10 protein-coding genes and 1 pseudogene are annotated in these 13,563 nt (G+C 35.2%); all 11 read left to right on the top strand.

All coding sequences use genetic code 11. The annotated features are described in order from the left end of the window. The first annotated feature begins 62 nt into the window (after positions 1-62). Positions 63-584, top strand: coding sequence for a restriction endonuclease subunit S (locus tag CPS94_RS02610; RefSeq protein ID WP_162626397.1), 522 nt, complete (start codon positions 63-65; stop codon positions 582-584). Positions 585-733: 149 nt separating this feature from the next. Beyond that, positions 734-1,327 (top strand): restriction endonuclease subunit S domain-containing protein, encoded by a 594-nt coding sequence (locus tag CPS94_RS02615; RefSeq protein ID WP_076150286.1) that lies wholly within the window; start codon positions 734-736, stop codon positions 1,325-1,327. Then, the gene (locus CPS94_RS02620; RefSeq protein WP_112195316.1) at positions 1,317-4,376 is read left to right on the top strand and encodes a type I restriction endonuclease subunit R; all 3,060 of its coding nucleotides are present in this window, start codon (positions 1,317-1,319) and stop codon (positions 4,374-4,376) included. The genes CPS94_RS02615 and CPS94_RS02620 overlap by 11 nt, the downstream gene beginning before the upstream one ends. 22 nt (positions 4,377-4,398) lie before the next feature. Further along, a complete protein-coding gene (locus CPS94_RS11290; RefSeq protein WP_162626398.1) occupies positions 4,399-4,572 on the top strand; it encodes a hypothetical protein in 174 nt (57 codons plus the stop codon). A gap of 262 nt (positions 4,573-4,834) precedes the next feature. After that, positions 4,835-5,370: pseudogene (locus tag CPS94_RS02625) on the top strand (transposase). A gap of 534 nt (positions 5,371-5,904) precedes the next feature. Next, positions 5,905-6,270, top strand: a complete 366-nt coding sequence (locus tag CPS94_RS02630) for a type II toxin-antitoxin system RelE/ParE family toxin (protein ID WP_004048026.1) — start codon at positions 5,905-5,907, stop codon at positions 6,268-6,270. Continuing rightward, a complete protein-coding gene (locus CPS94_RS02635) occupies positions 6,257-6,538 on the top strand; it encodes a helix-turn-helix domain-containing protein (RefSeq protein WP_004048025.1) in 282 nt (93 codons plus the stop codon). Before CPS94_RS02630 ends, CPS94_RS02635 begins: the two co-directional genes overlap by 14 nt. 444 nt (positions 6,539-6,982) lie before the next feature. Continuing rightward, positions 6,983-7,948 carry an ADP-ribosylglycohydrolase family protein gene (locus CPS94_RS02640; protein ID WP_112195314.1) on the top strand — a complete coding sequence of 322 codons (966 nt, stop codon included), beginning with the start codon at positions 6,983-6,985 and terminating at the stop codon, positions 7,946-7,948. 355 nt (positions 7,949-8,303) lie between these two features. Then, positions 8,304-11,339 carry an AAA domain-containing protein gene (locus tag CPS94_RS02645; RefSeq protein WP_112286361.1) on the top strand — a complete coding sequence of 1,012 codons (3,036 nt, stop codon included), beginning with the start codon at positions 8,304-8,306 and terminating at the stop codon, positions 11,337-11,339. Positions 11,340-11,578: 239 nt separating this feature from the next. After that, a complete protein-coding gene (locus tag CPS94_RS02650) occupies positions 11,579-11,977 on the top strand; it encodes a hypothetical protein (protein WP_004048022.1) in 399 nt (132 codons plus the stop codon). Further along, on the top strand, positions 11,970-13,499 hold the full coding sequence (locus CPS94_RS02655; RefSeq protein WP_112286362.1) for a T6SS effector phospholipase Tle3 domain-containing protein: 1,530 nt from the start codon (positions 11,970-11,972) through the stop codon (positions 13,497-13,499). The genes CPS94_RS02650 and CPS94_RS02655 overlap by 8 nt, the downstream gene beginning before the upstream one ends. The last annotated feature ends 64 nt before the right edge of the window (positions 13,500-13,563 follow it).

Consider the following 13,563-nt stretch of genomic DNA (forward strand, 5'->3'; position numbering starts at 1 on the left):
AGAGTAATTAACTGAGTAAATATTTATTGTAAAATATAACAAACGCTTGGGAACAGCGAAAGTTGGGGGAGATTGTTGAATGGAGTAAAGGATCGGGGCTTTCTAAGGATGCTCTAAACATTCAAGGAATAGGAGTTCCGGTAATTCATTATGCAGACTTATACAAATTTAATTCTGTTCAAAAAGAAGTTATACATTGGACAATGAATGACATAGGAACGAAGATCCCTGAAAATAATTTATTGTTCCCTATGTCCGATGTTACACCTGATGGATTGGCCCGAACATCTACAGTATTACAATCTAATGTCAAAGCAGGCGGGGATGTTTTAATTGCAAAATTAAATAAAGATATATTGTCAACATTTATGTCTTATCAAATAAATCGAAATAAAAATCAAATCTTACCATTAGTAACTGGCACGACTGTGAGACATATAAATTCAAAATCATTAAGTACCCTAAAAGTAACTGTTCCTGGGAAAAATGAGCAAAAATATGTTGGATCAATACTAATGCGTTTCGATTCCCTCATCGCCCTTCATCAGCGTAGAAGGAAAATCAGCAATAATAGGATAGATTGAAGTGGTTACGAATATTTATAAGGACACTCATTCTAGATGAAATATTTTTTTATTTAAAAAAATCAGTTAGACAGAGCAAAAAGATTTTGATATTATATAATTATAAAGTGATTATATAGAATATTTAAATATTTCATGGGGGTGAAGTTTTGGAAAAACGAAAAATAAGCGAATTTGTGAGATTTGTTCCTGGTATTAATCCCACACGTGCAAGGAAGCAATATGGAACTGATGAGATCAATTACTATGATCAGGCTGCATTTGAACGCGATTATAATCACAAACATGGTTTTGTCGAGGAAGAGATAATTGAGAATATTCCTGCTGGATTAGCACTTCAAAAGGGAGATGTTGTTATTAGTAATTCAATGCAATTGGCCACAATGGTCGGTGAAGCTAATGCAGGTAAAGTACCGTCGTTGAATTTTACAAAAGTTGAGTTCTGTGATGATCGTTTGGATAAAAGATATTTCATCTATCTTTTCAATTCTTATCGTGATATCAAACGTCAAAAAGAGCGTGAACTACAAGGGAATGGTCCTATTTTACGGATTCCTATCAAATCTTTGAAAAAGTTAGAGATTCCTGTAATTTCCCTAGGAAAACAAGCCAAAATAGGTAGAGCATATATTGAGACATTGAAACTTCAAGCTAAGCTAAATACATACGGCAAACTAGTTGGGGAGTTTACTGAGCGGATTCTAGAGGAAAGCATAATAAAGGAGAAAAAAGATGAAAAGTAAATCAGAATTACAATTTGAACGAGAAGTTATTGATTATTTAACTAAAATTGGTGGGGTCAAACAATGGGAATATAGGAGTGAGATTAAAACAACTAATCAACTTTGGAATAATTTTAAACATATTTTGGAGCAAAATAACCGTGCGCGTCTAAATTCTGCACATTTGTCAGTGACAGAGTTCAATCAAGTTAAAAAAGTTATTTCTGAGATAAAGTCCCCATATGAAGCAGGACAATTTCTTTATGGCGTCAATGGTGTTTCAGAGATCGAAGTTGATTTAGATGATGGAAGCCATGTGTTTTTAACTGTTTTTGATCAGGCTCAAGTTGGTGGGGGCAATACAGTTTATCAGATAGTCAATCAGATTGAACGACCAAAAGTGATTGACGGCAAACCTAATCGTCGCTTCGATGTTACTTTATTGATTAATGGCCTACCAATTATTCAAATTGAATTAAAGAAAGTACTTCATAATACAGCCGAAGCTTTGAATCAGATGGAGCAGTATATCGCTGAAAAACAATATAGCAATATTTTTTCAACTTTACAGATTTTGATTGCTATGACCCCTTACGACATAAAATACATGGCAAATACCACACTCGATAAGTTCAATCGAGCTTTTGCGTTTAGTTGGCAAGATGAAGTGGATGCTAGGCCTGTACGTTCTTGGAAAACATTTGCTGATAAGGTACTTTCAATTCCAATGGCTCATGATATGGCGACGCGATATATGGTGTTAGATGGTACTAAAAATAAGGAAAGTATCAAAGTGATGCGCCCATATCAAGTATATGCTACTAAACGTGTACTTGATAAAGTACGCAAATATGATTTTAGATATGGTGATGGAAGATTGGGTTACATTTGGCATACTACTGGTTCAGGTAAGACGATCACTAGTTTTAAAACAGCTTGGCTAGCAAGTCGCTTGTCAAATGTTAGCAAAGTTATTTTTTTAGTTGATCGGATCGCTTTGACCAATCAAACAGCTGATGCTTACCGTGCTTATGATCCTATAGCTGGTTTTGAAGGGAAAACCGGTGTGGTCAGTGATACTGCCAATGTATCTGATTTGCATCGAAAACTTACTAGAAAAAGTGATAAAAATATTATTGTAACAAGTATTCAAAAGATGGCACGCTATGTTGCACGAGATAAATTTAAACCATTGAATGAGAATGTTTTGTTTATTGTTGATGAAGCGCATCGTTCAACTGGTGATGGTAAGGATAGTAACGGGATGTTGGAATCTATTCGAAAGGCGATCCCTAATTCCGCTTGGGTAGGCTACACAGGGACACCAAAGTTCCCAGAAACTCGTTTGATCTTTGGCGACATTTTGCATGCTTATACGATTAAAGAAGCAATTGCAGATAGAAATGTTTTAGGGTTTAACGTTGAATTTCGGGAGACGATCAAAGCCCCAGAAGATCCAAGCGAGGAGGATATTGATGATAATCTTCGTAGTAGTGTATACGATTATAGCAAAGAACATGTTGAATTAGTTGTTGAAGATATTTTTAAGCACTGGAAGGAACGTTCTAATAATGGGAAATATAATGCGCTATTTACGGTGCATGTGGGTGGCAATAAGGCAAGTACACCACGGGCAATGGAATATTTTGATAAGTTTGCGGAAATAAATCAAACTAAGGCACCTGAAGATAGATTGAAAGTTGCAATCAGTTTTTCAGCAGATACGTCTAATGGAATCCACCAATTGAAGACAAACGAGAATTTGCATCGAGCCATCATTGCATACAATCAAATGTTTAGGACTTCATTTGATATGACAAGTGTAAAACAATATACCGAAGATCTAGCTCGTAGGTTGAATAAAACTGCTGATGATAGGAAATATCTAGATTTAGTTATTGTAGTCGATCAACTATTGACGGGATTCGATGCACCTGAAATGAACACTCTATATATTGACCGAACTCTTAAAGGTGGAAATTTGATCCAAGCTTATTCACGGACTAATCGAATGCATGATTTAGTTGATAAGCCCTGGGGCAATGTTGTAAATTACCGTTGGCCTAAGCAAAATGAATACGCAATGAATGAGGCTTTTGCTCTCTATTCTAATCGTGCTTCTGCGGCTGAACAACAGTCCTTAGAAGATCTAAAGGCGGAAAATGAACAATCAAATATTATTTCTAGGCCTTTTAGTGAAGTTCAAGCTCAAATGCGTGGAGTCGTAAGTGGGTTATCAGAATTAACGGATGAATTTGTTCAGGTACCACCAAGCGAAAAAGATCAAGATGAAACTTTTGAAAAGCTAAAAGAATACAATCGCCTGCTCAGCCAGTTGAAGCAATATACTACCGATGATGAAGGAAATCCAGTTTCGGCTTATGATGATCCAGAAGAATTTTATGATCGAATCGGTATTACTGAAGAACAAGAAGTTCTATTGACAACTGTTATTGCGGGAGAATTAAAAGCTCGACGTGCTGAGCGAGATGATATTGATGTGTCGCAGATAGACTTAAAAATGGTCCATATCCATGATGTGACGATCAATTATGATTATTTGATCGATCTGATCGCTAAGATGGCAGATGAAATTCATGCAGATGAAATTGAAGAAGCTAAAGAAACAAAAAAAGCGATCAAGCAAGAGATTGCTAAGTCTGATAATGATAAGGAAAAAGCCAAGGTTACGGATTTTGTTGAAAAGATTTTTAACAAGACATTTACATTTGATGAGTATCCTGCCCCACGTGATGTTGAAAAGATGAATGAAGCGATGGAGCGTGCGCAAAAGGATAGTAATCTAAAATTAGTGACAGGCTTTATCCGAATCTGGGGGCTTGATAATAGTATTAAGCCAAAAGAACTTGAGCAACTTATCGATAAGCATCGTCTTGGTCAAGAAGATATGGATAAGCAAGGTGAATTGACTGCGATCATGAATGATGCACGTTCTGATTATAAGGAAATTGCACAACCTGAAATCGCAAAATTAACATGGATAAAATATCGCATTGAATTTCGTAAAGCATTTTATGCAATGGCTGACGAAATCAAGAAGGGTGAATAATAAAGTATGTGGGGGTGTAAGTTTGAAAAAATCAAGATCACAGGTTGGATTAGTGGTAATTTCAACTTTGATAGGTGTTTGGCTCAATGTGAATCTAGTTCTGACGATAGCATTTTCAATGTCATACTTTAATATGTTTATTTTATGTTGGCTGTTGAAACATCCTGAAGAGGCAAAAGTACTTTTTGATGGCTGATATAGTGCTATTGACGTATATATCAATAGTGGTGTTGCTTTGCTAAGGGTACTTAAGGGCAGTGAATTCGTTCGCTGCTCTTTTTAGTTACTATTTATTGTTTTCCTGTGGGTGTAATTAACTATCTCTTTAATGGTTAATTTCATATAGGTATATATGTATACAGATTTTTTAGCAATCGTAGTTTGTAAAATTAAGTTAGAAAAATAGAAGGCCATTTGTGATAGACTTTTGAGTAAAGACAAACAAAAGTCTATCACAAATGACCTATAATCATCTTATCATAAGTGAACTGTCCTTCGTACAAAAATTTTGGAATCGAGGTGTTAAAGCCTATATTGTAGCTAAAACCTTAAAACATAGTGCTGAAACTATTTATCGAGTACATCGTTTTTTAGATGCTGGGAATTTGATATCTGAATATTATGAAAAATATTGGGCTAATAAAGCTAGATCCGGTCGTAAACACATCGTATTACCTAATGATGAGCTTAGTTACATCAAAGAAAAGATCACTTTAGGTTGTCTGAGTGGAAAGATATTTCTAATAAGCATGATATCAGTACCTATTTTGCTGATGTAGGTGTTCCTAACCAACGTGCACTAAATGAACATACGAATGGGCTACTTCGAAAAGATGGACTAGGAAAGAATAATGATCTTAGTGTTCTTTACACTGATCATGTTCACCAGATATGTAGCTATAGAAATAATATTCCACGTAAAAATCTAAACTACAAAACTCCACTAGAAGTATTCATGAAGTATATTACAAATGAGCAATTAGCTTTTTTCTAACTTAATTTGACAATTCAGGAAATATAAAAAAAGGAAGGATTTATAAGGCAAGGTAAAACTAGTCACAGGCGCGGTGGTCATATGGTGACGATCGCTTATCATAGCGGTGGAAATACGGTTCCAAAGAAGACATTTAAACGGATCATGCAGCAGGCTGGATTGTCAATGGAAGTACGATAAAAATTAATATAGATGAAGGTGTATTTTTGGAAAAGTTAAAATTATTTATAGTCGCAGTTTTGATAGGTGTTTGGGAGAATATAGATCTAAATTCATTTTTTTGTCTACTATGCATGTATCTTATCGTACTTGTTTTTTGTTGGATAATCAAAAATCCTGAAGAAGCAAGAAAATTTTTTGAAGAGTGGTAACTAGGATGTAGAGAGTTGGTGAACAACTTTTTTCGAAGATTTGATATTTAATAGGGAATAATAAATCTTTGTGAAAGAAAGAGACAGTAACTGTGGTCACTAAGATCATCTGATATAAAACTATTTCGTTGATTTCTGATAGCATATATGCTATTTTTAGGGTATGGAGAAACCAAAATTTGAATTTTATGAGCGACCTAATGGACATAATGAGTTTTTGGAATTTTTAGAAAATTTACCGCAAAAAGATCAAGCGAAGTTAATGGCGGTTATCTATAAGGTCCAGATACATGGCTTGTTGACTGCTATAAAAATGAAATGGGTAAAGAAAGTAGACGATAACATATTTGAGCTTCGATCGGAAGTGGGAAATAATATTCAAAGAGCTCTATACTTTCACTGGAAAGGAAGTCGTTATATCATTACTCATGGATTTAGTAAAAAAACACAGAAGACACCTAGAAAAGAGATTTTGCATGCGCTAGCGATTTATAAGGAATTTGAGGAGGAAAATGATGCCAACAGTTAAATTTGATGATTATTTGGAAAAGAGGTTCCAAGATCCAGAGTTAAGATCCAATTTTGAAGCAGAGAGTTTGAGACTTGAAAGTGCAGTAGCTTTATTGAAAGCTAGAGAAGATGCTGGTTTAACGCAAAGAGAGTTAGCTAAACGTGTTGATGTGCCACAATCAACGATTGCACGTATCGAGCGTGGAAACAATACTAGTGTCGATACACTTTCCAAAATAGCTAATGCATTAGGTAAAAAGTTAAAAGTAGAGTTTGTTAATATGTAGCTGATAGAAACTGTTTTTTGTTAACTATGTATAATTATTAGTGTGTAACAGAATGCAAATTATAACGATGTTTTACCGATTTTAGAATAAATATGCTTAAAAACTGCAAGTTTGGCCTACATTGATATGTTGATGATCCAATCTTGCGGTTTTTATATATAATTCTATTGTCCTTGATCTATCAATTATATATAAAAAACTAACGAACGCTTGGGAACTGAGAAATTTTGGGGATGTACCTTTTTATAATTATATAAGTCGTACTAGTAAAAATTAGCTAGCTATAAATTCGTTTGAGATTTGGTCGGAAATGGGAAATAATAGTCAAAGAGTATTAAAGTTTTATCGAACAAGAAATTGCTTTGTTATTGTACATATTTTTAGTAGTATTTTAAAGAAGGTACATAAAATCGTATAAAATAAAAATTATTAGGGGATGATCGTATGAAATATAATTTAAACATAGATCAGCTAGCGGGTTGCCTTTTAGGGGGCGCTTTAGGGGATGCGTTAGGCTATCCAGTCGAATTTGAGAAAGTTTCGCAGATGTCTCAGGATCATGATTTTGATAAGATCGTAGGTAAACTTATAGTATCAGATGATACTCAGATGACACTTTTTACTGCTAATGCGTTACTTTTAGATGGAAATTTGCGTATTAACACATGGAATTGTTATCAAGATTGGCTTGAAACACAATTTAAACAAGGAAAAAGCGAACTGAGTCATCGACCAATTTCTTGGTTGATGGAGTATCCTGAGATGTATGCCAGTCGTGAACCAGGACGTACTTGTTTGATGACATTAATGCGTGGGATCCCGGGAGATTTAAATGAACCGATAAATCAAAGTAAAGGTTGTGGAGCTTTGATGCGTGTTGCCCCGCTAGCATTTATTGATCGGGAAGATCCATATTCGGTCGCAATTGAAAATTCAGCACTTACTCATGGACATCAAATGAGTCATATAGCTTCAGCCGCTTTAGTTAGTTTACTTAGATATATATCTGAAGGTGAGACTTTATGTGATAGTGTTTCTTTGATGCGACAAGATATCAAGCGGATCTTCATGGGTTCTTTAGAGGTAAAAGTATTTGACGACTTGTTGCAACAGGCTATTTTGGCAAGTGAGAAAGATTTTGATGATATGGAGATCATTTCAAGGCTCGGTGAGGGTTGGGTAGCAGAAGAAACGTTAGCTATTGCGTTGTATTGTTCTCTAAAATACTCTAATGATTTAAAAAAAGCACTTCGAGTAGCGGTACTTCATGATGGCGATTCGGATTCAACAGGATCAGTAACTGGTCAAATATTGGGAACATTGTTGGGGGCAAAAAAATTACCACAAGAAGAGATAAAAAGATTGGACTTGCTCGAACCACTGATGAAAATGATAGAAAGACTATCATAAAGATCGTAGTGTTGACACTTTTATGCGAAAAGATGTAAGTCTATAATTACCATTATTATTTGGGAAAATTTGTGCTCTATTGATAAATCAGATAGTGTCTATCGCCAAAATCACGAATTGACAAAGTTGATGATCAAGAATTTCCCTGAATTGGATAGTTATTTGTTAAGTTCGATGTTATGGAAATATCGTGATTATGTTCTCAAGTGCTGAGAGAATATGTAATAGTATATATATTCCAAAAGGAGTTTTCAAAATATTTTGTGAGACAGTAGCAACAGGAAAAATTGCTATCTTTTAATGGTCACAGGCGTTAAAATAGGTTTGTATAATAATTACTAGGGGGCGATGTACAGTGGGGAAAGTAAATAAAAATAATGTATTGGCTTCATGGATCGATATTGAAAAATTTTCAGAAGGTGATATTGATTTAAAAGCAGGAGATGATAAAAATTACAAACAGTTACGAAGAGCGGACCTTATCGATAATTGGACGAATTTTTTCAAAGCTAAATTAAGTGAGTTTAGATATCGCAATAAGATATCTAAAGAAAAAGTAAAGAATATGGGCTTTACGATTTATTTTGATATTTTTCGGTTTGATGATCTAATAAACGATCTATCTGAAAAATTTAATTTGCCTGAAGAATATAGAGAAGATAGCAATTCAAACAAATTTACATATTGTTTATCGTTTTCTGTTGCAGAAAATAGTTTTAAACTTCTAGAAGATCAGTTATTTTACACGATGAGTGGCTATGCACATCGATACGGTAAGTTACCGGAAAATATTTTGGAAGTTGAAGCTGATTTAGGAAAACAAATAGCTGAATTTTTCGAATATGACTTTGAAGATGGAATGATGAAGTTGATCTCCCAAGAGTTAAGGTGGTCGACTAGAAATTATTATGTGATCAATGAGAATGTGACCAAGGGGGAGCCCTTGTTGCATTCATTTTATCTTGATGATCTATTATGGGCTAAGAATGAAGATTATGAGCTTTTAGATCGTTACATAGATGGATTTTCTGGAAAACAGATCAACTTAGATAGTAACAACAAAAGTAGTACTTTCAATGGTAAAAATATTGCAGAGATCTTAGAACCCAAAAATTATCCATTAGGACGTTTTCCTTCTAACCCTAAATGGGGTCTATCGTTAATGCAACAAATTGCCGTAAATGTAGCACTTAACGATCCTGAAAAGATCCGTGGTGTTAATGGACCACCTGGGACAGGGAAGACGACGTTACTCAAAGATGTTTTTGCGGAATTGGTAGTTCGTCAAGCATATGAGATAAGTAAGCTGAAAGATAAACATCTAACTGAAACACATACTTATTTTAGAAATGGCAAGATTGCGCAGCTTCCAGTAGAAATTGCTGATAAGAATATCTTGGTAGCAAGCTCCAATAATGGGGCTGTTCAAAATATCGTCAAAGAATTACCGCAAAAAGGACAATTGTCGAATGAATTTTTGAAAGCTACGATGAATGTTGACTATTTTTCAAATATTAGTAATAACGATGGAGATCTTGATAACTGGGGCATGTTTGCAACTGAAGGTGGCAAGAGTACGAATCGTCAAAATATGCTTGAAATAATAAGACAAATGGCTGAAGAGCTGAAACCTGAGTATTTTATCTCAGATAAAGCGGTCTATTCAAAATTTACTGAACAATATGAACGGGTAAGTGCAATGCGTCAAAAAATGCAGAATTTATTTGATGCATGTAAGAAAAAAGAAAAATTACGTTTGAAATTAGAGGTAAAGCAACAGGAATATCGTCAAGAGTTATCGGAAAAAGAAGCTACCTATGAACAACTTAGCTGCAATATCGAAGAACTAGAGAACTTGGTTGATATCCAAGCTAGAAAGGTGAGTGTGGCTAAGGAACAAGTAGTAAATAAAGACTACAGAATAGAGTTGATAGATTCAAAAATTGATGAGACTAAGCGACACAAGCCAGCAATGTTTACGCTTAAAAAATTTATTTGCCCAAGATCTGTAGAGACTTATGTTAACGAGATCAACGAATTAAAAAGTTCGAAAACAGCTTTGTTACAAGAAAGAATAGAGCTCCAAGCTAGATCTGAGAGCGTTCAAAGACAACTAATAGAGTCACAAGAAAAACTGCAAAAAAGTACTACTTATAGAGAAAGATTTCAGGCTGAAATTATCTCCTGGAAACAAGAAAGTGAAATAAAGTTATCTAGGATAGAAAAGAAAATATCTTCCTTAGAATTAAAACTAAAAGATCCAAACTATATGCCACTAGACCTATCCTTAGCATATGCTGATTTACAGCAAACAGCTCCATGGTCTACCAAGGAGTATCGAACCGAACAATCAAAATTATTTATCTATGCTTTAGCAGTTCGAAAACAATTTCTACATGAAAATAGTAAGAGTTTGAAGGGAAGCTGGAATATTTGGAATCGGATCGCAGACTATTCAGTTCCACATAAAAAACATCTGATCGCATATGCTTGGGACTGGATAAATTTTGCTATCCCTGTTATAAGTACAACCTTTGCAAGTTTTCACGGTATGTTCAGGAATATGGGCGCAGGTTCGATTGCTAATTTATTCATTGATGAAGCAGGACAAGCAACTCCACAATCAGCAGTCGGAGCGATTTTGAGAAGTAAGAAGGTCATGGCTGTTGGTGATCCAGCACAGATCCCATCAGTAATTCCTCTAAGCAATGGGCTTATTAGTCTAATAGCAAATAAAAATAATGCCTCGGAACAGATCGTTAATGGAGATGAATCTGTACAGACTTTAGTTGATAGTGCAAGTCGCTTTGGATACCAAAAAACAGAAGATGAGTGGATAGGCATGCCACTATGGGTACATCGTCGTTGCCTTGATCCAATGTTTAGTATTTCAAATCAAATTTCATATGCTGGTCAAATGGTTTTGGCCGATTCAATGTCCAAAGCAGGTAAAGGAGCTTGGGTCGATATCAGCGGAAGATCAGATGATAAATTCGTTCAAGAACAAGCCAATTGGTTGAAAAACGAGATCTTAAGGCGGGCAAGTGATGGAGAAGTAGATACGAACAACATTTACGTTATTTCTCCGTTTAAAAATGTTGTGACGCAGTTGAAGCAATATTTGCAAACTATTGGTTTTCCCCAAAAGAATATCGGTACAGTGCATACATTCCAAGGAAAAGAAGCTGCAATTGTTTATCTTGTGCTTGGTGCAAGTTTTGAAGAATCTGGAGCTGCTAGCTGGGCTGTCTCTACGCCAAATTTAATGAATGTTGCTGCAACGCGTGCTAAGAAAGAATTTTACATTGTTGGTGATAAAAAGTTGTATAAATCACTAAATTCAGAAGTTGTGATTAAAACGTTATCGGTTCTTGAGAATACAGATATATAATTATTTTGGCTTGTTTAGCTACTTAATTATTAAAAACAGAATATTTCTATCAAGAAAGAAGTGTGAGACTGTAACAAAAGCTCACACTTCTTTTTTAGATAGATGCTATCTAAGCATAAAGATGTTTTTATTACTTAAATTAAAAAATATTGAAAACGATTAGAAAGAATGCTAGTATTCATCTTGTAGTTTAGCTATTTAAATTTTTATTTATGTAAGGGTTTTATAGGAGAAAAATCATGCAGAAGAAAAGAATAGTTCTAGTACTCATCGCGATCTTTTTAGTACTAGCTGGAATAGGAGGGACAAAGAAAGTGATCGAAATAAGACAAGAAGCGCAAAAAGAGCGTCAGGTAGCTTTTTTGAAGGCGCATGAAAAAGAGATGACGGAATATATTAAAAAAGAAGCTAAAGATGTGAGAAAAGTAACTTACAATTGGAATAGTATAAATGTAGGAGTGGTTGGAAATGGAACTCCCTGGGGTGGAGGAAAGAAAATTCAAATTTTCGGATATGCAAATGCAGAAAGAGATTTTGAGTTTCGGTTGGACATGGAACTTGATGAAAAAATTTTTCCAAAATTGTCGACTATGGAATTAGGACAGAAAGTATATATTGATGAGGGAAGATATGAGTGATTTAGAAAATAGAAATAATATCTATGCAGATTTAGTAAGAAATTCATATACACATAGGAAAGAAAATTTTCCATTTGAAGAATTAACTCCTAGTCAAGTGAATAATCTTAGAAATGGTAATTCAATTCCGTTTACTTTTCCCCATGCTAAGGACGCTTATGGCAAAGATGCAAGTAAGGTCTATCTTCAACCCGACAAACTTGAGACAATAAAAGAAAAAAGTTTGTTTGGTGAAGAAAAAACGTATCAAAAAGGTCTGCTGACCGATGAAAAGGCTGGATATAACTCCTACTACGTGACGGACACCCCAAAGTTAAATAGTGCAACTAAGCATACATATTTTGCGACTCGGGGCAGTGATGGAATGAGTCTGAATACCTTGAATGATTGGGTCAGCAACAACGGTTCATTCACGCTATTCAATGCCTATATCCCTCAGGCAAAGCTTGCTAATAAAGCGATGCAGGCCAAGATAAGTGAATTGCGCAAGAAAGCTCCTAACGCTACAATGGCGGTCGCCGGTCACTCTTTAGGAACGATGGTCTCGATCCAAGCCGTGGCTAACTTACCTAAAGAAGATATCGCTAAATTGGATAAGATCGTATTATTTCAAGGGCCCGATGCTCGGGAAAGCATCAATAAAATGTCTAAACAAGCACAAGCCAACATTCAAACCTTAGAAGAGCAGGGCAAGATCGAATATTACGTTAATGCTTTTGATATCGTTTCGATGTTGAATCGGAACAAAAAAGATGTCGATGAGATCGGTAAAGTTCACTATCTATTGCCAAAATCATTTACGACAACGTTTGATTTTGATGCTAAATACGGTTCAAGTCATGACTTTGGGCAGTATCAGATCAATGCTGATGGCACGCTAAAAGAAGCTAATTTAAATGAGCATGGCTATATTTTTGCAGCTGGGATCAAAATTTCACACTTGATCGATAAATATTTAGACCTGATCCTCAAAAATACGGGGGCTAATATTTCTTCGGGAAAACTATTGTCACTTTTGTTAGGTGATGGAGCTTTGTATGCTAAGTTTAAACAGGAATATCAAGCGATCGTAAATGAAGCTAAACTTGCTAGTCAATGGCAAGGCAAAGTAACTAGTTTACACCAACGACTAACGACTGCCAGTGGGAGCCAAAAGATCGCGTTACAAGAAGAATTAGCACAGGCAGTAGCGATTAAAGCGCGCGATATCGGTGAAGAATATGCGACTATTTTTAAGAATACCCAACAAGAGCTTGAAGATGAGATCACAAGTATCGCCCAAGAGATCGCACAAGGTGCTTATGCGCTCAAAAAGCATTTATCAGATGCCGAGATCGAAGAAATGATCGCACCATATACTAAAGAACGGCTCTGGAACAGCGAACAAGCTACCCAAAATCTCAAGCAGATCCAGCAATATCAGACTAAGACAGCAGATTTTAGTAAGAATTTATTGAAAGTAGCTAAAAATATCCAAGAAGATGACACTAAAGCAAGTAAAGAGCTATTTAAACATGACTGATCAATGTGTACCGAGCAATAAAGTAATGTTATATTTTTGTAGTATTTCTATTGACGGCAACTTT

It is taken from the genome of Ligilactobacillus murinus (genome assembly GCF_003288115.1).
In the GTDB taxonomy this organism is placed as follows: Bacteria; Bacillota; Bacilli; order Lactobacillales; family Lactobacillaceae; genus Ligilactobacillus; species Ligilactobacillus murinus.

Excerpts from the sequence above, each read along its gene's own strand:
- CPS94_RS02620 (WP_112195316.1), top strand. The coding sequence starts at position 1,317 with ATGAAAAGTAAATCAGAATTACAATTTGAACGAGAAGTTATTGATTAT.
- CPS94_RS02630 (WP_004048026.1), top strand. The coding sequence starts at position 5,905 with ATGGAGAAACCAAAATTTGAATTTTATGAGCGACCTAATGGACATAAT.
- CPS94_RS02635 (WP_004048025.1), top strand. The coding sequence starts at position 6,257 with ATGCCAACAGTTAAATTTGATGATTATTTGGAAAAGAGGTTCCAAGAT.
- CPS94_RS02640 (WP_112195314.1), top strand. The coding sequence starts at position 6,983 with ATGAAATATAATTTAAACATAGATCAGCTAGCGGGTTGCCTTTTAGGG.
- CPS94_RS02650 (WP_004048022.1), top strand. The coding sequence starts at position 11,579 with ATGCAGAAGAAAAGAATAGTTCTAGTACTCATCGCGATCTTTTTAGTA.
- CPS94_RS02655 (WP_112286362.1), top strand. The coding sequence starts at position 11,970 with ATGAGTGATTTAGAAAATAGAAATAATATCTATGCAGATTTAGTAAGA.